Origin of the sequence: Pseudomonas cedrina subsp. cedrina (assembly GCF_001983175.1) — a bacterium.
In the GTDB taxonomy this organism is placed as follows: domain Bacteria; phylum Pseudomonadota; class Gammaproteobacteria; order Pseudomonadales; family Pseudomonadaceae; genus Aquipseudomonas; species Aquipseudomonas cedrina.
On record NZ_MNPW01000006.1, the window covers coordinates 347,840 to 367,867 of the forward strand.

The following is a 20,028-nucleotide window of genomic DNA, read 5'->3' on the forward strand; positions in this document are numbered from 1 at the left end:
CTCTGCTGCCCCTTCAAACTCAAGATTTCAATGCTTCGGCAAGTTTCGCGATTTTGCCGCGAATCGAGCCATCGATAACCAGGTCGCCGGCACGGATAACAACACCACCAATAAGCGATGCGTCCTCCGAAGCTTGCAGGCGCACTTCCCGATTGAGTCGTGCACTGAGAACCTTGGCGAGTTTGTCTTGCTGTTCTTGGTTCAATGCAAAAGCACTGGTCACTTCAACGTCTACCGATTTCTCTGCTTCGGCCTTGTACAGGTCGAACAGAGCGGCAATCTCCGGCAGAAGCGGGAGACGGTCGTTTTCGGCAATGACGTGGATGAAGTTCTGCACTTTCACATCAAACTTGTCGCCGCACACTTCAATAAAAGTGGCGGCCTTGTCTGCGCTCGTCAGGCGCGGGGCCTTGAGCACGCGCTGCATGGTGTCGTCTTGCGACACTGCTGCAGCCAGGCCGAGCATGGCTGACCAAGAGGCCAGCTGCTGGTGGGCCTGGGCGTGCTCGAAGGCTGCCTTAGCGTAAGGTCGGGCCAACGTGGTCAGTTCTGCCATGATCGCCCTCGCTTAAATTTCAGCAGCCAGTTTGTTAACCAGCTCCGCGTGCGCGTTTTGATCGATTGTGGCACCGAGGATCTTCTCGGCACCGCCGACCGCCAGAGCACCCAGTTGGGCACGCAGCGCGTCTTTGACACCGTTCAGTTCCTGTTCGATCTCGGCATGAGCCGAAGCCTTCACACGGTCAGCTTCGACGCGGGCTTTTTCAACAGCCTCTTCGACGATCTGGTTACCGCGTTTCTTGGCTTGCTCAATGATCTCGGCTGCCTGTGCTTTAGCTTCGCGCAGTTGCTGACCCACTTTCTCGTGGGCCAACTCCAGGTCGCGAGCTGCACGGCTGGCAGCGTCCAAACCATCCGCGATCTTCTTCTGACGTTCGTGCAAAGCCGCGATGACCGGAGGCCACACGAACTTCATGCAAAACACTACAAAAATGAAGAACGCAACGGATTGGCCAATCAGGGTTGCATTAATGTTCACGCCAACACCTCGCTCATTCGTTGTCCATCACCCCAATCAACTCGAAAATTCGAGTGATCAGCCAGCGAGTTGACCAACGAAGGGGTTCGCGAAGGTGAAGAACAGAGCGATACCAACGCCGATCATGGTCACGGCGTCGAGCAGGCCGGCGACGATGAACATTTTAACTTGCAGCATTGGGACCATTTCTGGCTGACGCGCTGCGCCTTCCAGGAACTTGCCGCCCAGCAGGCCGAAACCAATGGCAGTACCCAGGGCGCCCAGGCCGATCAACAGTGCAACAGCGATAGCGGTTAGACCAACTACAGTTTCCATCTTTCCTCCCGACTTTTACGTCGTATGGTTTAGGTTTTTTAGATTTTAAAGCGGTAAAACAAATCGTTTCATAGCCCGGTAGGGCCCACCTTCCCGTTTCACCGGGAAGGACATCAGACTAGTCGAGACTGGTCTTAATGGTTCTCTTCGTGCGCCATCGACAGGTAGACGATGGTCAGCATCATGAAGATAAAGGCCTGCAGGGTGATGATCAGGATGTGGAACACAGCCCACGCCCACTGCAGAACAATGCCCAGGCCGCTAAGCCAGAGCAGGCCGCTGCCGAACATCACAGCGATCAGAATGAACACCAGCTCGCCGGCATACATGTTGCCGAACAGTCGCAGGGCCAGGGAAATAGGCTTGGCGACCAGGGTCACGAATTCCAGCAGGAAGTTGACCGGGATCAGCAGGGCTTGAACGAAGATGTTCTTGCTGCCGAACGGGTGCAGGGTCAGTTCGCCGATGAAGCCGCCGATGCCCTTGACCTTGATGCTGTAGAAAATGATCAGCGCGAACACCGACAGGGCCATGCCCAGGGTAGCGTTCGGGTCAGTGGTCGATACGGCACGGAATGGAATGTGCGCGTCGCCGGAGATCAGGATGGCCAGCTGAGGAATCCAGTCGACCGGAATCAGGTCGACGGCGTTCATCAGGAACACCCAGACGAAGATGGTCAGCGCCAGCGGTGCGATCACCGGGCTACGGCCATGGAAGCTGTCTTTCACGCTGCCATCGACGAATTCGACCAGTACTTCAACGAAGTTCTGCAACGCACCTGGCTGACCGGAAGTCGCCTTCTTCGCCGCCATGCGGAAAATCAGGACGAAGATCAGACCCAATGCGACCGACCAACCCAGAGTATCCAGGTGGAAAGCCCAGAAACCCATTTCCTTGGCTTCTGCTGCGGTGTGGGCAAAGCCCCAGCCGCCGTTGGGAAGCTGACCGAAAGTCAGGTTCTGCAAGTGGTGCTGGATATAGCCCGAAGCGGTTGTTTCTGCCATGGTTGCCTCAAACGCCCTAAGGTTTCGAAAGTCTTGTTTTCATCAGCAGGGGAGCGAACCAGCTGACCAGTTGGGTCAACACGAAGACGCCGAATACAGCCAGCGGCGCCAATGGCTTCACACCTGCAAAGGTCAGTGCAAACAGCACTGCCGTCAAAATCAGTTTGCCCGCCTCGCCGGCATAAAAAGACCGGACGATAGCCTGGGCTGCTCGGGCGCCGGAAAACCGAAAGGCCCTGTGAGCAAAATACATATTGGGCAGCAAGGCTATCAGGCCTCCGCAAAGTCCTGAATACCCGGCTACGACTCCATGCCCGTACCAAAGCGCCAAAGCGGCGATCAGCAAGATGACAAACTGAGCCAGCAATACCGGGAAAACGGCCAAGCGATGGAACGGCAACGTGTTTGGCGTGCGGGTTTCCATCACTCTTGCTCCTCAATGGTCGGCTGCCGGAAATCAATAACTTGGCATAATTTGTGCCGACAAAATGCGCGCAGAGTATAGGGGCGGTTCAGCCCCTATTCAACTGCCGGGTAGTGATTTCCGATCACGCGCTACATAAGCAAATGTTTCAGCGGATGTGGGCAAGGACACCCTGAAGCTCATCGAGGGAGTTATACCCGATGACCAATTGCCCTTTGCCTTTCTTGCCATGGCGAATTTGCACCGCAGAGCCCAGGCGCTCGGCCAGGCGCTGCTCGAGGCGGGCGATATCCGGATCAGGTTTGGCGGCTTCGACCGGAGCCGGTTTACCGCTCAGCCACTGGCGAACCAAGGCCTCTGTCTGACGAACGGTCAGACCGCGTGCGACAACGTGTCGCGCCCCTTCAACCTGTTGATTTTCCGGCAAACCGAGCAAGGCTCGAGCGTGGCCCATCTCCAGGTCGCCATGGGACAACATGGTCTTGATGACTTCCGGCAGTGCGATCAGGCGCAGCAGGTTCGATACCGTCACGCGGGACTTGCCCACAGCGTCGGCCACTTGTTGCTGCGTCAGTTGGAATTCCTGCTGCAAACGCTGCAAGGCGATCGCTTCTTCGACCGGGTTGAGGTCTTCACGCTGGATGTTCTCGATCAGTGCCATGGCGATGGCGGTTTCATCCGGCACATCGCGCACCATGGCCGGAATGGTTTCCTTGCCGGCCTGCTGGCTAGCGCGCCAGCGGCGTTCGCCGGCGATGATTTCAAAGCGTCCGTCCCCGATGGGGCGCACCACGATCGGCTGCATCACGCCCTGTGCCTTGATCGAATTGGCCAGTTCTTCCAGCGCCTGGGGGTCCATGTCCCGGCGTGGCTGGTATTTGCCGCGCTGGATCAGGTCCAAAGGCAGGTGCTGCAGCTCGCGCTCGTCGGCCTGCACCGCTTGTTCTTCAAGCGATGTGACGGTCGGACCACTCAACAGTGCATCCAGTCCACGTCCGAGACCTCGTTTCTTGACGGCCATGGGGATTCCTTAAGTTGGCTGGGCGGCTGGGGTGCGTGTGTTGCGGCGCTGACGACGGACCATCTCGCCGGCCAGCGCCAGGTAGGCGATGGCACCGCGCGAAGTCTTGTCGTACGCCAGCGCGGGCATGCCGTAGCTCGGCGCTTCGGCCAAGCGAATGTTACGTGGAATCACCGTGTCGTAGAGCTGATCGCCGAAGTGCTCCTTGAGCTGCGCCGACACATCGTTCATCAGGCTCAGGCGCGGATCGTACATGGTCCGCAGCAGGCCCTCGATCTGCAGGTTCGGGTTGAGCAGCTCGGCGATACGCTTGATGTTATCCACAAGGTCGCTCAAACCTTCCAGGGCAAAATACTCGCACTGCATGGGGATGATCACCCCGTCGGCGGCCACCAGGGCGTTGAGCGTAAGCATCGACAGCGACGGCGGGCAGTCGATCAAAATGTAATCGTAGTTGTCACGGATCGGCGCCAAGGCGCTGCGCAGACGACTCTCTTTCATCTGCATTTCCAGCAGCACCACTTCCGCCGCGGTCAGATCGCGGTTGGCCGGCAGCAGTTGATAACCGCCGTGCTCGGAGAAATGCATGGCCTGGCCCAGGTCGCACTCGCCAATCAGCAAGTCGTAGACCGAGTTTTCCAGGCCGTGTTTATCCACACCGCTCCCCATGGTGGCGTTGCCCTGTGGATCGAGATCGATCAGCAGCACCCGACGCTTGGTCGCGACCAGGGATGCTGCGAGGTTGATGCAGGTGGTGGTTTTGCCCACGCCACCCTTCTGGTTCGCTATCGCGAATACCTTAGCCATTCTTGCTTGTGTTCCCAATCATGCCGTGCGGCGCAGTATCAGCAGATGGCGTTGGCCTTGGCAACCGGGTACGGCCAAGGCGTGTTCGCTATCGAGGTGGAAGTCCGGCGGCAATGCTAACAGCTCATCGCTTGGATGGACGCCCTTCATTGCCAGCCAGCGGGTGTCGAGGTCGCCCAGGTGGCGAGTCCAATTGCTGAAGTTCTCCATGCTGCTGAATGCCCGGGAAACAATTCCCTTGAAAGGCTGTTCAGGCGTGAAGGTTTCAACGCGGCTGTGGATAACCTGAAGGTTGTCCAGCTTGAGTTCGAGTTTGACCTGGGTCAGGAAGCGGGTTTTCTTGCCATTGCTGTCCAGGCAAGTCACTTGCGACTCGGGAAACAGGATGGCCAAAGGAATACCGGGCATACCGCCGCCGCTGCCGACGTCCAACCAGCGGCCGTTCTCGATGAACGGCATGACGCTCAGGCTGTCGAGCAAGTGCCGGGAAACCATTTCGTTTGGATCACGCACCGCCGTCAGGTTGTAGGCCTTGTTCCATTTGATCAACAGGGCCAGGTAACCCAGCAGCAATTGTTGCTGGGCATCGGTCAGTTCAACGCCCAGCTGGCGCGCCCCTGTGGATAACTCTTCGGCATGTTGCGAGGTAACCAACGAACTCAAGCGCTTTGCTCCAACTGACGGCCCGCGCCGCGTTTTTTCAAATGAATCATTAACAGCGAAATCGCTGCCGGGGTGACGCCTGGGATACGTGAAGCCTGGCCCAGGGTTTCCGGACGGGTTATCCCTAGCTTGCTTTGAATCTCTTTCGACAACCCGGAAATCCCGGTGTAGTCGATATCCACAGGCAGTTTGGTGTCTTCACTGGCGCGCAGGCGGGCGATTTCGTCCTGCTGGCGGTCAATGTATCCGGCGTATTTGGTCTTGATCTCGACCTGCTCGGCGACCTGTGGGTCTTCAGCGCCATGGCCGGTCACTTCGATCAGGCCGGCGTAATCGATTTCCGGACGCGACAGCAGGTTCAGCAAGTTGTATTCGTGGGTCAGCGGCGTACCGAATTTTTCGGCAATTGCATCGCCCTGCTCGGTGCCTGGGCGAACCCACGTGCTTTTCAGACGCTGTTCTTCCAATGCAATGCTTTCGCGTTTTTTGCAGAAGGCTTCCCAACGCGCGTCATCGACCAGGCCCAGCTCGCGGCCTTTTTCGGTCAGGCGCAAGTCGGCGTTGTCTTCACGCAGGATCAGGCGGTATTCCGCCCGGGATGTGAACATGCGGTACGGTTCCTGGGTGCCCAGGGTAATCAGATCGTCGACCAATACGCCGATATACGCCTCGTCGCGACGCGGGCACCAGCTGTCTTTGCCCTGCGCACGCAGTGCGGCGTTGGTTCCGGCCAGCAAACCTTGGGCGCCGGCTTCTTCGTAACCGGTGGTGCCGTTGATTTGCCCGGCGAAGAACAGACCGCCGATCACTTTGGTTTCCAGGCTGTATTTCAAGTCACGTGGATCGAAGTAGTCGTACTCGATGGCGTAGCCCGGACGCACGATGTGCGCGTTTTCCATGCCGCGAATCGATTGCACGATCTGGATCTGCACGTCGAACGGCAGGGAAGTGGAAATCCCGTTCGGGTACAGCTCGTGGGTGGTCAGGCCTTCGGGCTCGATGAAGACCTGGTGGCTTTCCTTGTCGGCAAAGCGGTGGATCTTGTCTTCGATCGACGGGCAATAACGCGGGCCGATGCCTTCGATCACACCGGAATACATCGGTGAACGGTCGAGGTTGGCTGCGATGATTTCGTGAGTGCGCGCATTGGTATGGGTGATCCAGCAACTGACCTGTTTCGGGTGCTGCGCTTTGGACCCCATGAACGACATGACCGGAATTGGCGTATCGCCGGCCTGTTCGGTCATCACCGAGAAATCCACGGAACGCCCGTCGATACGCGGCGGAGTCCCGGTTTTCAAGCGGCCAACGCGCAGCGGCAGTTCACGCAGGCGTTTTGCCAGGGCAATCGATGGCGGATCACCGGCGCGGCCACCGGAATAGTTCTGCATACCGATGTGGATAAGTCCGCCGAGGAATGTACCGGTGGTCAAGACCACGGACTCTGCGTGGAACCGCAGGCCCATTTGCGTGACAACACCGCGTACCTGATCCTGCTCGACGATCAGGTCATCGGCTGCTTGTTGAAATATCCACAGGTTCGTCTGGTTTTCCAGGGTTTCGCGTACCGCGGCCTTGTACAGGATGCGGTCAGCCTGTGCCCGTGTAGCACGTACCGCCGGGCCTTTACGGCTGTTGAGCACGCGAAACTGGATACCACCTTTGTCGGTAGCCATGGCCATCACACCGCCTAGGGCATCGATTTCCTTGACCAGATGGCTTTTGCCGATGCCACCGATGGCGGGGTTGCAACTCATGGCACCGAGGGTTTCCACGTTGTGCGTCAGCAATAGGGTTTTTACGCCCATGCGTGCTGACGCCAGTGCTGCCTCGGTACCGGCATGACCGCCGCCGATGACGATCACTTCAAAACGGGAAGGGAAATCCACCACGCACCTCGTGCCTGCTTATGTAGGTAATCAGGAATTGTCTGTTGAAAGAGTTTTGGAGCAATGGCGGCAAGTATAGGGACTTAGGCCTTCCTAAAGAACCCTTTGCACAAAATTTAACCAGCTGTGGATGAATCACAGACAATAGAAATTAAAAGAGAGAAATTTATTAAATCTTTGTTTTTATGTTTATTTCTACTGAGCATCATTTCTGTGGATAGATCTCTACAAGCCTCTATTTACAATGTGTACAGCGATTCAAAAGTCTGTGGTCATGTGTCAATGAGGCCCTTGGATAAGTGCATTAAGCCTGTGGATTAAACAGGTGGTTATCCACAGGCGGGTTTTTACTCAGGTTTCAGGCCCTGTTATCAACTGGGCACAGGGGCGGTTATTCACAGGGCTTACTCCACAGAAATCACCAAAACTGAGCAAATTTCGCCCATCGCACGGCCGACCGAGGCCAAAAACTCTGCGGTGTCTGCGGCAAAAAGAGATCTATTGTGAGAAAAGGCCGGCGCAGTTAATAATAGCCATTATCATTAACCCGCCTTGTCAGCCCTTATGTCCCCTCCTTCACACACAGCTGCGGTCCAGTACATCTACGAGCAACACCATTCCTGGTTGCATGGGTGGCTCAAAGGAAAGCTGCATAACGCCTGCGATGCGGCCGATGTGGCGCACGATACGTTCGTGCGAATTCTGGGTGGGCGGCATGCGGCGCAGATCATCGAGCCAAGGGATTACCTGGCGACAATCGCCAGAGGCTTGGTGATTGATCGTTACCGTCGACATGCCATTGAGCGGGCATATACGCAGACCTTGGCCGAACGTCCTGAAGCCACCGCCATCAGTGAAGAAGACAAAGCCATCATTATCGAGACGCTGGTGGCTGTGGATAAAGCCCTGTGCGGGCTTGGTGAGCGAGCCCGGCGCATCTTCATGCTGTCGCAGCTCGAAGGGCTGACTTATCAACAGATCGCCGATCAACTGCAGGTTTCACTGACCACGGTGAAGAAGCACATGATTCGTGCATTGACTGAGTGCGCACTGATCATGGCCAGCCTTTGATGGCTATTCCTGACCGCAAGACCTTCGAAGCCGCCGCCAGTTGGTATGTGCAGTTTCAATCCCAGGCACCCTCAGCGGCCGAACGTCAGGCCTGGCAGCAATGGCTCAATGGTGACCCCTTGCACCAGGCGGCATGGAACCAGATGGAGCAGTTGCAGCGTAATCTCGGTGCGCTGCCACCGGATTTGTCCCGCCGCGCGTTATCGACCACGCAGCAACGGCGGCAGGTACTGAAGTGGATGCTGGTGCTGGGCGGTACCGGGTATCTGGGTTGGAATGCTCAACAACATACGTCACTGGGGAATATCTGGGCCGACTACAAGACGTCGGTAGGCGAACGTCGGCGTATCGAATTGGCCGACGGGACGCAGGTTGACCTCAATACCAACACAGCGATCGACGTGGTATTCGACGGGCGCCAACGCTTGATCCGTCTACGTGAAGGTGAAGTACTTATCCACACCGGTAAGTCAGGTGGTCAACTGCCCTTTTATGTCGAGACAGCACAAGGCCGAGTCCAGGCATTGGGCACCCGGTTTACCGTACGCCAACTGCTGGATGCCACTCGAGTCGGCGTTCTGGAGGACCGGGTGAGTGTGGCGCCGGGTGACCGACCCGACCACGGCCGGCTGCTCGGTGCCGGTGAGAGCACCGATTTTAATCGCCAAGTTGTAGGACCGAACCAGGCATATCGCACATCCCAGGCCGCCTGGATCGATGGCCAGATGATCGTACTGGACGCTCGGCTCGGGGATGTGATCAGTGAGCTTGCGCGCTATCGCCCAGGCGTACTGCAATGCGACTCCGCTTCGGCAGGCCTGCGTGTTTCCGGGACATTGCGCCTGGACGCTTCCGATGCCGTGCTCGCCAACCTGCAGGCCACCTTGCCGATTCAGGTGAGGTATTTCACCCGTTATTGGGTTTCGGTGAAGCGATTGGCTGATTCGTAAAAAAAATATCCACAAAGGGGGTTATCTTTTTTTTGCCTGGCACGGCCCTTCAGGTAATTACGACGCAACCTTCAGGGCTAACCCACCTATGCGCCTTCCCACCCCGTTTCGCCAACGACTTTCCTGCCACGGCATCACCTGCAGCCTGCTGCTCGGCACCGCTGCCATGACCAGCATCGTCCTCACAAACGATGCCATGGCGGCGAGCGCCGTGCAGCACTACGCCATCGCCGCAGGGCCGTTGGATAGTGCGTTGAGCCAATTCGCCGCCAAGGCAAACGTGATTCTGTCTTTCTCTCCCCAAGAAACCGTGAGTTTGGACACGCCAGGGCTGGAAGGCGATTACTCGGTGGACCAAGGTTTTGCGTTGTTGTTGCAAAACTCCGGGTTGCAGGCTGTGGTCCAGGCGCCCGGCAGCTATGTGTTGCAGACCGCTCCTGCAGGCGAGCTCACACTCGCGCCTACCACCGTAAGCACTTATCAACAGGGCGGTTTCAATCAGGAGATTGCCGGGGACGTCGGCTATAAGGCGCAGAACAGCCGGGTTGGGACCAAGACCAGCACGCCTTTGTCGGAAACACCCCGCTCGGTCTCGGTGGTCACCGGCCAGCGCATCAAAGACCAGAAGTCTCAGACGCTGACTGAAGTATTGGGGTATGTGCCAGGTATCTTCGCGCCCCCTTTTGCCGCCGGCGACGGTCTTGCGGGAGATCTGTTCTTTATTCGCGGTTTCAATGCCACGGATTATGGCTACGGCCTGCTGCGTGATGGCCTACGTGTACAAGGCAATCGGTATGACACCACCAGCGAGCCCTATGGCCTGGAACGGGTCGAGATCTTCCGTGGGCCCTCCTCCCTGCTTTACGGGGAGAACGCACCGGGAGGGTTGGTCAACCTGGTGAGCAAGCACCCTACCGCTACGCCGCAGGGTGAGGTTCAACTCGGTTATGGTTCGAACAACCGGCGCCAGGTGGGTGTGGATATCTCGGGTCCACTTAACGACAGCGGCAACATCCTGGGGCGGGTGGTGATGCTCGGTCGCAAGTCGGACACGCAAACCGATCATGTTCCGGACGATCGTCTGTACATCGCACCTTCCCTGACCCTGAATTTCGATGACTACAACACCCTCACCCTGTTGGCCAACTACCAGAAAGACCACACCAACCTGGAACTGGGTTTGCCGGCGGCGGGCACCTTGCTTGCAAATCCGAACGGCAAGCTGTCCAAGCACACCATGTTGGGTAACCCGGATTGGAACACCTTCGAACGGGAATCCTGGAGCACCGGTTACGAATTCAGCCACAGCTTTAATGACGATTGGCAGTTCCGCCAGAACTCGCGCTACATGCAGTCGCGCATCAACCGCCATGAAACCTGGCCTGGAGCCCTGAATAATCGTGGCTTCGGTACTCAATTGAACATGACCGCCTACGACCGCTATAACAAATCGATGGTCTACTCTCTGGATAACCAGCTGGAAGGAAAATTCCAGGTCGGCGGGCTGGAAAATACCCTGCTGTTCGGCGCCAGTTATGACCGGACCTCGTTCAGCCAGGATTGGAACGCAGGCTCTGGCGGCACCATCAATGTGTATAACCCTGTTTATCTGCGTGACCCGCTTACGCCCGTCGCGGTGCAAAACACACTGCTCGAGCAGCAGATGAAAGGCGTCTATGCACAGATCCAGAGCAAGTATGACCACTGGCTGTTTTTGCTCGGCGGTCGTCAGGACTGGGTCGACAGTGATTTTCGCGACAAGGTGAACAAGGCCGGCAACACCGGCTCCGAAGACCGAAAGTTCACCTATCAGGGCGGGGTGATGTACCAGTTCGACAATGGCCTCACGCCATATGTCAGCTATTCCACGGCGTTTGTCCCGGTGCAGCAGATCTCCAACGCTGGTGCACCGTTGAAGCCAATCACCAGCAGCCAGTACGAAGTGGGCGTGAAGTACGAGCCGATCGGCTGGGACACGGCGATGACCGTGTCGGTGTATGACCTGCGCAAAAACGACGACACCTATCTCGATGCCACCACCAATAGCTATCGCCAAGTGGGAGAAAGCCGCGCCAAGGGGGTGGAAGTCGAGGTGAACAGCAACGTCACGCCAAACCTCAACCTGACCGCGGCCTACACCTACACCGACGCACGGATCACCAAGGACTCGGCTACATCGCTGGTCGAGGGGCATCAGATGACGGGCGTGCCGCGTAACCAGGCTTCGGCGTGGGGCAAGTACCGTTTTCTTGACGGCCAACTCAAAGGTTTGTCCGTGGGCGGCGGCGTGCGTTACTTCGACAGCACTTTTTCTTACACCGCGCCGACGCTCTACGGGAAGTTGGACGCAGGAAGCGTCACTTTGGTGGATGCGGCCGTCGGCTATCAAATCGACAAACATTGGTCGGTCGACCTGAATGCCAAGAACCTGTTCGACAAGGAATATGTATCGGGTTGCAACGACGCAGGTCGATGCTATTGGGGAGACAGCCGTACCCTGCTCGGTACGGTGTCCTATAACTGGTGAAGCGTTGTGGATAACTCGGCTATTTGCCGATGCAAAAGCTGGAGAAGATGCGCCCCAACAAATCATCGGAGCTGAATGCACCGGTGATCTCGCCCAACACCTGCTGCGCCTGACGTAAATCCTCAGCCAGCAGCTCCCCTGCCCCCGCCAGAGTCAATTGCGCCCGACCGTGCTCCAACGCTGCGCTGGCATGGCGTAACGCCTCCAGGTGCCTGCGGCGTGCACTGAAGCTGCTTTCCGAGGTCTGCTCGTAGCCCATGCAAGCCTTGAGGTGCTCGCGCAGCAGTTCCAGGCCATTTCCCGCCGACTTGGCGCTCAAGCTAAGGGTGACGTGACCATCTGCGCTGGTTTGCATGGCAATGGCTTCGCCTGTCAGGTCGGCCTTATTGCGGATCAAGGTGACTTTGGCCGGGTCCGGCCGTTGTTCCAGGAATTCCGGCCACAGGGCAAAAGGATCCACAGCTTCGGGCGCGGTAGCGTCCACCACAAGCAGTACACGATCCGCCTCGCCAATGGCTTTGAGCGCACGCTCCACACCGATTTTCTCTACCTGGTCCTCTGTGTTGCGCAAACCGGCGGTATCGACCACGTGCAGGGGCATGCCATCTATGTGGATATGTTCGCGCAAGATATCCCGGGTGGTGCCGGCGATCTCGGTGACGATGGCGGCTTCACGCCCGGCCAGCGCATTGAGCAAGCTGGATTTGCCTGCATTGGGCCGTCCTGCAATCACTACCGTCATACCGTCACGCAGCAAGGCACCTTGGCCGGCTTCCCGAAGCACTGTGGATAACTCGTCGCGCACTTTATCCAGCATCGTCAAAACATGGCCGTCGGCCAGGAAGTCGATTTCTTCCTCGGGGAAATCTATCGCCGCCTCGACGTAAATGCGCAGGCTGATCAATTGCTCGGTCAAGTTATGCACACGCAGTGAGAACGCCCCTTGCAGCGAACGCAGTGCATTGCGTGCTGCCTGTGCGGAACTGGCTTCAATCAAGTCAGCAATGGCCTCGGCCTGGGCCAGGTCGAGCTTGTCATTCAGAAACGCGCGCTCGCTGAATTCCCCTGGCCGCGCCAGGCGGCAGCCCAATTGCAGACAGCGCTGTAGCAGCATATCCAACACAACGGGGCCGCCATGCCCCTGCAGTTCCAGTACATCCTCCCCCGTAAACGAGTTCGGCCCCGGAAAATAGATAGCCAGGCCTTCGTCCAGCACACTTTGGTCAGCATCCAGGAACTGCCCGTAATGGGCGTAGCGCGGCTTCAACTCACGGCCACTGATGGCCTTGGCTGCCACGCCCGCGAGCGGCCCGGAAATTCGAACGATACCGACACCACCGCGACCTTGAGCGGTAGCGACAGCAGCGATGGTTTCACGAGGAGCGCTCATCAGCAGGGTCCAGAATAAAAGTGACGAAAAGCAAAACGCCCCACTAGGGGGCGTCTTGAGTGGTTACCCACAGAGTAAATTACGCCGCGGCTTTTGCGGTAGCCGCTTCGATTTTACGTGTGATGTACCACTGTTGAGAGATCGACAACACGTTGTTGACCACCCAGTACAGCACCAGGCCCGCTGGGAACCACAGGAAGAAGAAGGTGAAGATGATTGGCATCATTTTCATCACCTTGGCCTGCATCGGGTCCGGCGGAGTCGGGTTCAGACGCTGCTGGATGAACATGGTCGCGCCCATGATGATCGGCAGGATAAAGAACGGGTCCTTGATCGACAGGTCGGTTATCCACAGCATGAACGGTGCCTGGCGCATTTCCACGCTTTCCAAGAGTACCCAGTACAGCGACAGGAACACCGGCATCTGTACAAGAATCGGCAAGCAACCACCCAGCGGGTTGATCCTCTCTTTCTTGTACAGCTCCATCATGGCCTGGGACATTTTCTGCCGGTCATCGCCATGCTGTTCTTTCAACGCCGCCAGTTTCGGAGCCACGGCACGCATGCGCGCCATCGACTTGTAGCTGGCCGCCGACAGTGGGAAGAAGATCCCCTTGATCAGCATGGTCAGGAAGATGATCGAGAAGCCCCAGTTACCGACGATGCTGTGGATATGTTGCAGCAGCCAGAAGATCGGCTGGGCAATGAACCACAGGAAGCCGTAATCCACAGTCAGTTCAAGACCTGGGGACAACTCTTTCAACACGGCTTGGCTTTTCGGGCCGGCGTACAGGGTAGCGCTGGTTTCTGCCTTGGCACCTGGTGCGACGGTCAACGCCGGGCCAGTAAAGCCAATGATGTAGTTACCTTGGCTGTCCTTGCGGGTTTGAACCAGGTTGGCTTCACCCTTGTTCGGGATCCAGGCGGTCACGAAATAGTGTTGCAGCCAGGCTACCCAACCACCTTGAACGGTTTCTTTCAGCGAGCCCTTGTCGATATCTTTCATCGACACTTTTTTGTACGGCTCGTTACTTGTCCACAGGGCTGCGCCCAGGTAAGTCGCGGTGCCGGTGGCAGTGCTGGAAGAAGGATCGGAGCTGGCGTCACGCTTGAGCTGGGCGAACAGGTTGCCGCTCCAAGGTTTGTCGCTTTCGTTGTCGATCAGGTAAGTGACCTTCAAGTCGTACAAACCACGGGTGAAGCTGAAACGCTTGATGTAGTTGACGCCATCGAGACTGAATTTCAGGTCGACGTTCAGCTGGTTCTGGCCATCAGCCAGCTGATAACTCTTCTGTTCGGTCGAATAAACCGGACGACCGGCAGCACGTGCGTCCGGACCATTGGTACCGGTCAGGCCGCTCTGCGCCAGATAAGTACGTTCACCACCGTTGTCGAACAGCTGGAACGGAACATCCGGATGGTCTTGGCGACGTGGATACAGCGGCAGTTTCAACTGCGCGATATCACCACCTTGAGGGTCGATAGCCAGGTCGAGCACATCCGTTTTGACGTGGATGAGGTCTTTGTTGGTGACCACTGGCGTTTCTAACGGGGCGCGTGTCTCGCCATTCGCGCTGGGAACATCGGCACTCGCGGACGCATTGTTACCCAGCGGGGCGTCCGGAATAGCCGGCGCAGCCTGATTGGTAGCAACATTCTGAGTCGGCAGGGCAGCCTGGCCGTAGTCCTGGTTCCACTGAAGCACCAGAACATAGGCCACGATTGCCAGGGCGACGATCAGGATCGTGCGTTTAATATCCATGATTACTCGGCCATCGAAGAAGAACGGGAGGTAGGGATAGGTGGAACCGGGTCATAACCACCGGGATTCCACGGATGACAGCGACCTAAACGACGAAAGGTCAGCCAGCCACCGCGCAGAACGCCATGATTTTCTATGGCCTCCAACGCGTAGCAGGAACAACTGGGGTAGAAACGACAGTGGCTGGCCATCAGGGGACTAATGGCATAGCGATAAAACTGGATCGGAACGAGTGCCAGTTTACGCATCAGTGCTGTCTACCCCTACAGTTTCGGTGCTGGCCGCTGGAGCTGGTTTGTTGGTACGCGCCAGACGTTTCCAGAGCTTGCCGAAATGCTGAATCAATTCGGGGTTTTCTACATCACCCAAGCCTTTGCGCGCGACGATAACAATATCCCAACCAACCAGAGTGTCCTGGTGGAGGCGAAACGATTCGCGCATCAGACGCTTGAGGCGATTGCGCTCAACGGAGAGCTTTACGCTCTTCTTGCCGATCACCAACCCGAGACGGGGGTGATCAAGATCGTTGTTACGCGCAAGGAGCAGGAGATTTTTCCCCGGAACCTTGCCGGTGGGGGAGTCAAAGACTGCCTTGAAATGCCGGGGGGTTAGCAGACGCTTTTCCCGACTGAAGTCCTGACTCACCACCAGTACCGGATTATCAAACTGCCAGACGCGCACGACCTTTGGCGCGGCGACGCGACAGGACAGCACGGCCGTTCTTGGTAGCCATGCGAGCACGGAAGCCGTGAGTACGGGCGCGTTTGATGGTGCTTGGTTGGAAAGTACGTTTCATGGCGTTGTTACCTGGTTCGTCCACAACGGGCCGGAATGGCCCCCGTTTTAAGAGACCGGCGATTCTAGAGAAAGCAAGCCTCTAGGTCAATTTCCAACCAGCTTTTCCTTCAATTACTTCTCCACGAGCCATTTGACCTTTTTTGTGCGCCAGGCTTTTCTCAGGCTCGGGCATAGATATAAAAATAAAGAAGGAAGTTATTTAAAGCTTTTCTGTAAAGCTTATAAAAGCTAGGCAGGCGATCATCTGTGGATAACCGCTTTGAGCCCTTGTTTTACGTGCTGTACAGAGAATGACAACACGGGGGAGAAACGGTGCTCTGCCTGTGCTGCGCTGTCGGATAAGCTGTGTGTGGAATGGCATGTTATCCACAGGCAGGTTATCAACAGACTTTCGCCCCCACTTGTGCAACGACCTCAGGGGCGCTTATCCACAGAGCTTATGCACAGACCATTGGTCGCCTTTATTACCGTCAAGACGTTGATTTTGGCTGCCCTGTGATCAAGCTACATGTGGATAAGTGGACGGCGCGCCGCTACAATGGCGGCTGTTTTTGCCTCACCGGCTTTCAACTTAGGGGATATCCGTGTCAGTGGAACTTTGGCAGCAGTGCGTGGAGCTTTTGCGCGATGAGCTGCCTGCCCAGCAATTCAACACCTGGATCCGTCCACTACAGGTCGAAGCCGAAGGCGACGAGTTGCGTGTCTATGCGCCCAATCGTTTTGTTCTCGACTGGGTCAACGAGAAGTACCTGAGTCGCGTTCTCGAATTGCTCGATGAGCACGGCAACGGTCTCGCGCCCGTGCTCTCCTTATTAATAGGCAGCAAACGTAGCTCCGCGCCTCGCGCTGCGCCTAACGCGCCGTTGGCCGCCGCGGCCTCGCAGGCCCAGGCCGCAGCGGCACCGGTGGCGACTGCAACCGCCGCCGCGCCCGCGCCTTCGAAATCCTCGGCGCAAAAAAACGCGCCGCAACATGAAGAGCCGTCTCGCGATAGCTTCGACCCCATGGCAGGCGCCGCCTCCCAGCAAGCGCCGGTTCGCGCTGAACAGCGCACCGTGCAGGTCGAAGGCGCGCTCAAGCACACCAGCTACCTGAACCGCACGTTTACGTTCGAGAACTTCGTCGAGGGTAAATCCAACCAGTTGGCTCGCGCAGCCGCCTGGCAGGTCGCCGATAACCCCAAGCACGGTTACAACCCGCTCTTCCTTTATGGTGGCGTTGGCTTGGGTAAGACCCACTTGATGCACGCGGTGGGCAACCATCTATTAAAGAAAAATCCGAATGCCAAGGTGGTGTACCTGCACTCGGAGCGTTTCGTGGCTGACATGGTCAAGGCCCTGCAGCTCAATGCCATCAACGAGTTCAAGCGGTTCTACCGCTCGGTTGACGCATTGCTCATCGATGACATCCAGTTCTTCGCCCGCAAGGAACGTTCGCAGGAAGAGTTTTTCCACACCTTCAACGCCCTGCTCGAAGGCGGCCAACAGGTCATCTTGACCAGTGACCGCTACCCCAAGGAAATCGAAGGCCTGGAAGAACGCCTGAAGTCACGCTTTGGCTGGGGCCTGACCGTTGCGGTAGAGCCGCCGGAGCTGGAAACACGCGTTGCGATCCTGATGAAAAAGGCCGACCAGGCCAAAGTCGACCTGCCCCACGATGCTGCTTTCTTCATCGCTCAACGCATTCGCTCCAACGTGCGTGAGCTGGAAGGGGCACTCAAGCGGGTCATTGCGCACTCGCACTTCATGGGCCGCGACATCACCATCGAGTTGATTCGCGAGTCCCTGAAAGACTTGCTGGCACTGCAGGACAAACTGGTGAGCGTGGACAACATCCAGCGCACCGTGGCCGAGTACTACAAGATCAAGATTTCCGATCTGCTGTCCAAGCGCCGTTCGCGCTCGGTGGCACGTCCCCGTCAGGTGGCCATGGCACTCTCCAAGGAGTTGACCAACCACAGCCTGCCGGAAATCGGCGATGTGTTCGGCGGTCGCGATCACACCACGGTTTTGCACGCCTGCCGCAAGATCAATGAACTTAAGGAATCCGACGCGGATATTCGCGAGGACTACAAGAACCTGCTGCGTACACTGACAACGTGATGACACCAGCGCAGCTTATTAAGGCAAGGGACTAGACCATGCATTTCACCATTCAACGCGAAGCCCTGTTGAAACCCCTGCAACTGGTCGCAGGCGTCGTCGAGCGCCGACAGACCTTGCCGGTGCTTTCCAACGTATTGCTGGTGGTCGAGGGCCAGCAATTGTCCCTGACCGGTACCGACCTGGAAGTCGAGCTGGTTGGCCGCGTGCAGCTGGAAGAGCCCGCCGAACCTGGCGAGATCACCGTGCCGGCACGCAAGCTGATGGACATCTGCAAAAGCCTGCCCAACGACGCGCTCATCGACATCAAGGTCGATGAAGCGAAGCTGGTGGTCAAGGCAGGCCGCAGCCGTTTCACCCTGTCCACGTTGCCGGCCAATGATTTCCCTACGGTGGAAGAAGGTCCGGGTTCGCTGACGTGCAGCCTGGAACAGAGCAAGCTGCGTCGTTTGATCGAACGCACCAGTTTCGCCATGGCGCAGCAGGACGTGCGTTACTACCTCAACGGCATGCTACTGGAAGTCTCCGAAGGCATTATCCGCGCCGTGGCCACCGACGGTCACCGTCTGGCCATGTGCTCGATGCGCGCTGATATCGGCCAGCCGGACCGTCACCAGGTGATCGTGCCGCGCAAGGGTATCCTTGAACTGGCGCGCCTGCTCACTGAGCCCGAAGGCAACGTCAGCATCGTGCTGGGTCAGCATCACATTCGTGCGACCACTGGTGAATTCACCTTCACCTCCAAGCTGGTGGACGGTAAGTTCCCGGATTACGAGCGTGTACTGCCCAAGGGCGGGGACAAGCTGGTGATCGGTGATCGTCAGGCGCTGCGTGAAGCGTTCAGCCGTACTGCGATCCTGTCCAACGAAAAGTACCGTGGTATCCGTCTGCAACTGGCCAACGGTCAGCTGAAAATCCAGGCCAACAACCCGGAGCAGGAAGAAGCGGAAGAAGAAGTGGGCGTTGACTACAACGGCGGCTCCCTGGAAATCGGCTTCAACGTGAGCTACTTGCTGGATGTGCTGGGTGTGATGACCACCGAACAGGTTCGCCTGATTCTGTCGGACTCCAACAGTAGCGCCCTGGTACAGGAATCCGACAACGACGACTCGGCTTACGTTGTTATGCCGATGCGCCTGTAATAATGCTCAGCAGAAGCTAGATGTCCCTTAGTCGCGTCTCGGTCACCGCGGTGCGCAATCTGCACCCGGTGACCTTCTCTCCCTCCCCTCGCATCAATATCCTTTACGGCGCCAACGGCAGTGGCAAAACCAGCGTGCTGGAAGCCATCAACCTGCTGGGGCTTGCCCGTTCCTTTCGCAGTGCTCGCTTGTTACCGGTTATCCAGTACGAGCAATTGGCGTGTACGGTGTTCGGCCAAGTCGAACTCGCGGAGGGTGGGCACAGTAGCCTCGGGATCTCGCGCGATCGCGGCGGAGAGTTCCAAATTCGCATTGACGGGCAAAATGCTCGCAGCGCGGCGCAGTTGGCGGAAATTTTGCCACTGCAGTTGATCAACCCCGACAGCTTTCGTCTGTTGGAAGGTGCGCCAAAAATCCGCAGGCAATTCCTCGATTGGGGCGTGTTCCACGTGGAACCACGGTTCATGGCCACTTGGCAGCGCCTGCAGAAGGCCCTGCGGCAGCGGAACTCATGGCTGCGGCATGGTACACTTGACGCCGCTTCGCAAGCGGCCTGGGACCGTGAACTGTGCCTGGCCAGCGATGAAATAGATGAGTACCGCCGCGCCTATATCAAAGCCTTGAAACCAGTCTTTGAGCAGACCTTGAGTGAGTTGTTGGATCTCGAGGGGCTGACGCTGAGTTATTACCGTGGCTGGGACAAAGAACGTGAGCTTAGTGCAGTGCTCGCGACGTCCTTGCAGCGGGATCAGCAAATTGGCCACACCCAGGCCGGTCCCCAACGGGCTGATTTGCGCCTTAGGTTAGGCGCTCATAATGCTGCGGATATCTTGTCCCGTGGCCAGCAGAAGTTGGTGGTATGTGCACTGCGGATCGCCCAGGGTCACTTGGTTAGCCAGGCCCGGCGTGGACAGTGTATTTATCTGGTGGATGACTTGCCGTCCGAACTCGACGAGCAACATCGCCGCGCGCTATGCCGCTTGTTGGAAGAATTACGCTGCCAGGTGTTCATCACTTGTGTAGACCACGAATTATTGAGGGAAGGCTGGCAGACGGAAACGCCAGTCGCTTTGTTCCACGTGGAACAAGGCCGTATCACCCAGACCCACGACCATCGGGAGTGA

The 20,028-nt window shown here is 57.4% G+C and carries 20 protein-coding genes; 6 read left to right on the forward strand and 14 right to left on the reverse strand.

Annotated elements, in window-relative coordinates:
* Window positions 1-19: 19 nt before the first annotated feature.
* From BLL36_RS14885 to mnmG, 9 genes are all read right to left on the reverse strand, one after another.
* Window positions 20-556: a F0F1 ATP synthase subunit delta gene (locus tag BLL36_RS14885; RefSeq protein WP_003195833.1), complete on the reverse strand. Its 537-nt coding sequence runs from the start codon at window positions 554-556 to the stop codon at window positions 20-22.
* Between the two features lie 12 nt (window positions 557-568).
* The gene (locus tag BLL36_RS14890) at window positions 569-1,039 is read right to left on the reverse strand and encodes a F0F1 ATP synthase subunit B (protein WP_003195835.1); all 471 of its coding nucleotides are present in this window, start codon (window positions 1,037-1,039) and stop codon (window positions 569-571) included.
* A 57-nt stretch (window positions 1,040-1,096) separates the two neighbouring features.
* A complete protein-coding gene (gene atpE / locus BLL36_RS14895) occupies window positions 1,097-1,354 on the reverse strand; it encodes a F0F1 ATP synthase subunit C (protein WP_002555987.1) in 258 nt (85 codons plus the stop codon).
* Between the two features lie 134 nt (window positions 1,355-1,488).
* A complete protein-coding gene (atpB, locus tag BLL36_RS14900; RefSeq protein WP_057725770.1) occupies window positions 1,489-2,358 on the reverse strand; it encodes a F0F1 ATP synthase subunit A in 870 nt (289 codons plus the stop codon).
* 16 nt (window positions 2,359-2,374) lie between these two features.
* Window positions 2,375-2,782 carry a F0F1 ATP synthase subunit I gene (locus tag BLL36_RS14905; protein WP_003177069.1) on the reverse strand — a complete coding sequence of 136 codons (408 nt, stop codon included), beginning with the start codon at window positions 2,780-2,782 and terminating at the stop codon, window positions 2,375-2,377.
* A 148-nt stretch (window positions 2,783-2,930) separates the two neighbouring features.
* Complete coding sequence (locus BLL36_RS14910; protein WP_076952155.1) at window positions 2,931-3,803, reverse strand: ParB/RepB/Spo0J family partition protein; 873 nt, start codon at window positions 3,801-3,803, stop codon at window positions 2,931-2,933.
* Window positions 3,804-3,812: 9 nt separating this feature from the next.
* The gene (locus BLL36_RS14915) at window positions 3,813-4,610 is read right to left on the reverse strand and encodes a ParA family protein (RefSeq protein ID WP_076952156.1); all 798 of its coding nucleotides are present in this window, start codon (window positions 4,608-4,610) and stop codon (window positions 3,813-3,815) included.
* Between the two features lie 18 nt (window positions 4,611-4,628).
* Window positions 4,629-5,273, reverse strand: a complete 645-nt coding sequence (gene rsmG / locus BLL36_RS14920) for a 16S rRNA (guanine(527)-N(7))-methyltransferase RsmG (protein ID WP_076952157.1) — start codon at window positions 5,271-5,273, stop codon at window positions 4,629-4,631.
* On the reverse strand, window positions 5,270-7,162 hold the full coding sequence (mnmG, locus tag BLL36_RS14925) for a tRNA uridine-5-carboxymethylaminomethyl(34) synthesis enzyme MnmG (RefSeq protein ID WP_076952272.1): 1,893 nt from the start codon (window positions 7,160-7,162) through the stop codon (window positions 5,270-5,272). The genes rsmG and mnmG overlap by 4 nt, the downstream gene beginning before the upstream one ends.
* A 564-nt stretch (window positions 7,163-7,726) precedes the next feature.
* On the opposite strand from mnmG, the gene BLL36_RS14930 reads away from it, so the two are divergent.
* The 3 genes from BLL36_RS14930 (at window position 7,727) to BLL36_RS14940 (ending at window position 11,710) form a co-directional block, all read left to right on the forward strand.
* Entirely contained in the window at window positions 7,727-8,233 is a 507-nt protein-coding gene (locus BLL36_RS14930; RefSeq protein WP_076952158.1) for a sigma-70 family RNA polymerase sigma factor, read from the forward strand.
* A complete protein-coding gene (locus BLL36_RS14935; protein WP_076952159.1) occupies window positions 8,233-9,183 on the forward strand; it encodes a FecR domain-containing protein in 951 nt (316 codons plus the stop codon). The genes BLL36_RS14930 and BLL36_RS14935 overlap by 1 nt, the downstream gene beginning before the upstream one ends.
* Window positions 9,184-9,271: 88 nt before the next feature.
* Window positions 9,272-11,710, forward strand: coding sequence for a TonB-dependent siderophore receptor (locus tag BLL36_RS14940; RefSeq protein WP_076952160.1), 2,439 nt, complete (start codon window positions 9,272-9,274; stop codon window positions 11,708-11,710).
* A gap of 19 nt (window positions 11,711-11,729) precedes the next feature.
* Here BLL36_RS14940 and mnmE read toward each other — a convergent pair whose 3' ends face one another.
* The 5 genes from mnmE to rpmH form a co-directional block, all read right to left on the reverse strand.
* Window positions 11,730-13,100 (reverse strand): tRNA uridine-5-carboxymethylaminomethyl(34) synthesis GTPase MnmE, encoded by a 1,371-nt coding sequence (mnmE, locus tag BLL36_RS14945; RefSeq protein ID WP_076952161.1) that lies wholly within the window; start codon window positions 13,098-13,100, stop codon window positions 11,730-11,732.
* Between the two features lie 79 nt (window positions 13,101-13,179).
* Complete coding sequence (yidC, locus tag BLL36_RS14950; protein WP_076952162.1) at window positions 13,180-14,862, reverse strand: membrane protein insertase YidC; 1,683 nt, start codon at window positions 14,860-14,862, stop codon at window positions 13,180-13,182.
* Window positions 14,863-14,864: 2 nt separating this feature from the next.
* Window positions 14,865-15,110 carry a membrane protein insertion efficiency factor YidD gene (gene yidD / locus BLL36_RS14955; protein WP_048402126.1) on the reverse strand — a complete coding sequence of 82 codons (246 nt, stop codon included), beginning with the start codon at window positions 15,108-15,110 and terminating at the stop codon, window positions 14,865-14,867.
* Window positions 15,103-15,507 (reverse strand): ribonuclease P protein component, encoded by a 405-nt coding sequence (gene rnpA, locus BLL36_RS14960; RefSeq protein ID WP_197678492.1) that lies wholly within the window; start codon window positions 15,505-15,507, stop codon window positions 15,103-15,105. The genes yidD and rnpA overlap by 8 nt, the downstream gene beginning before the upstream one ends.
* Before the next feature lie 16 nt (window positions 15,508-15,523).
* The gene (gene rpmH, locus BLL36_RS14965) at window positions 15,524-15,658 is read right to left on the reverse strand and encodes a 50S ribosomal protein L34 (protein WP_003213577.1); all 135 of its coding nucleotides are present in this window, start codon (window positions 15,656-15,658) and stop codon (window positions 15,524-15,526) included.
* A gap of 586 nt (window positions 15,659-16,244) precedes the next feature.
* Between rpmH and dnaA the strand changes: the two genes are divergently transcribed.
* From dnaA to recF, 3 genes are read left to right on the forward strand one after another with little or no spacing between them, the layout of a single operon-like run.
* On the forward strand, window positions 16,245-17,762 hold the full coding sequence (dnaA, locus tag BLL36_RS14970) for a chromosomal replication initiator protein DnaA (RefSeq protein WP_076952164.1): 1,518 nt from the start codon (window positions 16,245-16,247) through the stop codon (window positions 17,760-17,762).
* Window positions 17,763-17,800: 38 nt separating this feature from the next.
* Window positions 17,801-18,904 (forward strand): DNA polymerase III subunit beta, encoded by a 1,104-nt coding sequence (gene dnaN, locus BLL36_RS14975; protein ID WP_065875580.1) that lies wholly within the window; start codon window positions 17,801-17,803, stop codon window positions 18,902-18,904.
* 20 nt (window positions 18,905-18,924) lie between these two features.
* Window positions 18,925-20,028 (forward strand): DNA replication/repair protein RecF, encoded by a 1,104-nt coding sequence (gene recF, locus BLL36_RS14980; RefSeq protein WP_076952165.1) that lies wholly within the window; start codon window positions 18,925-18,927, stop codon window positions 20,026-20,028.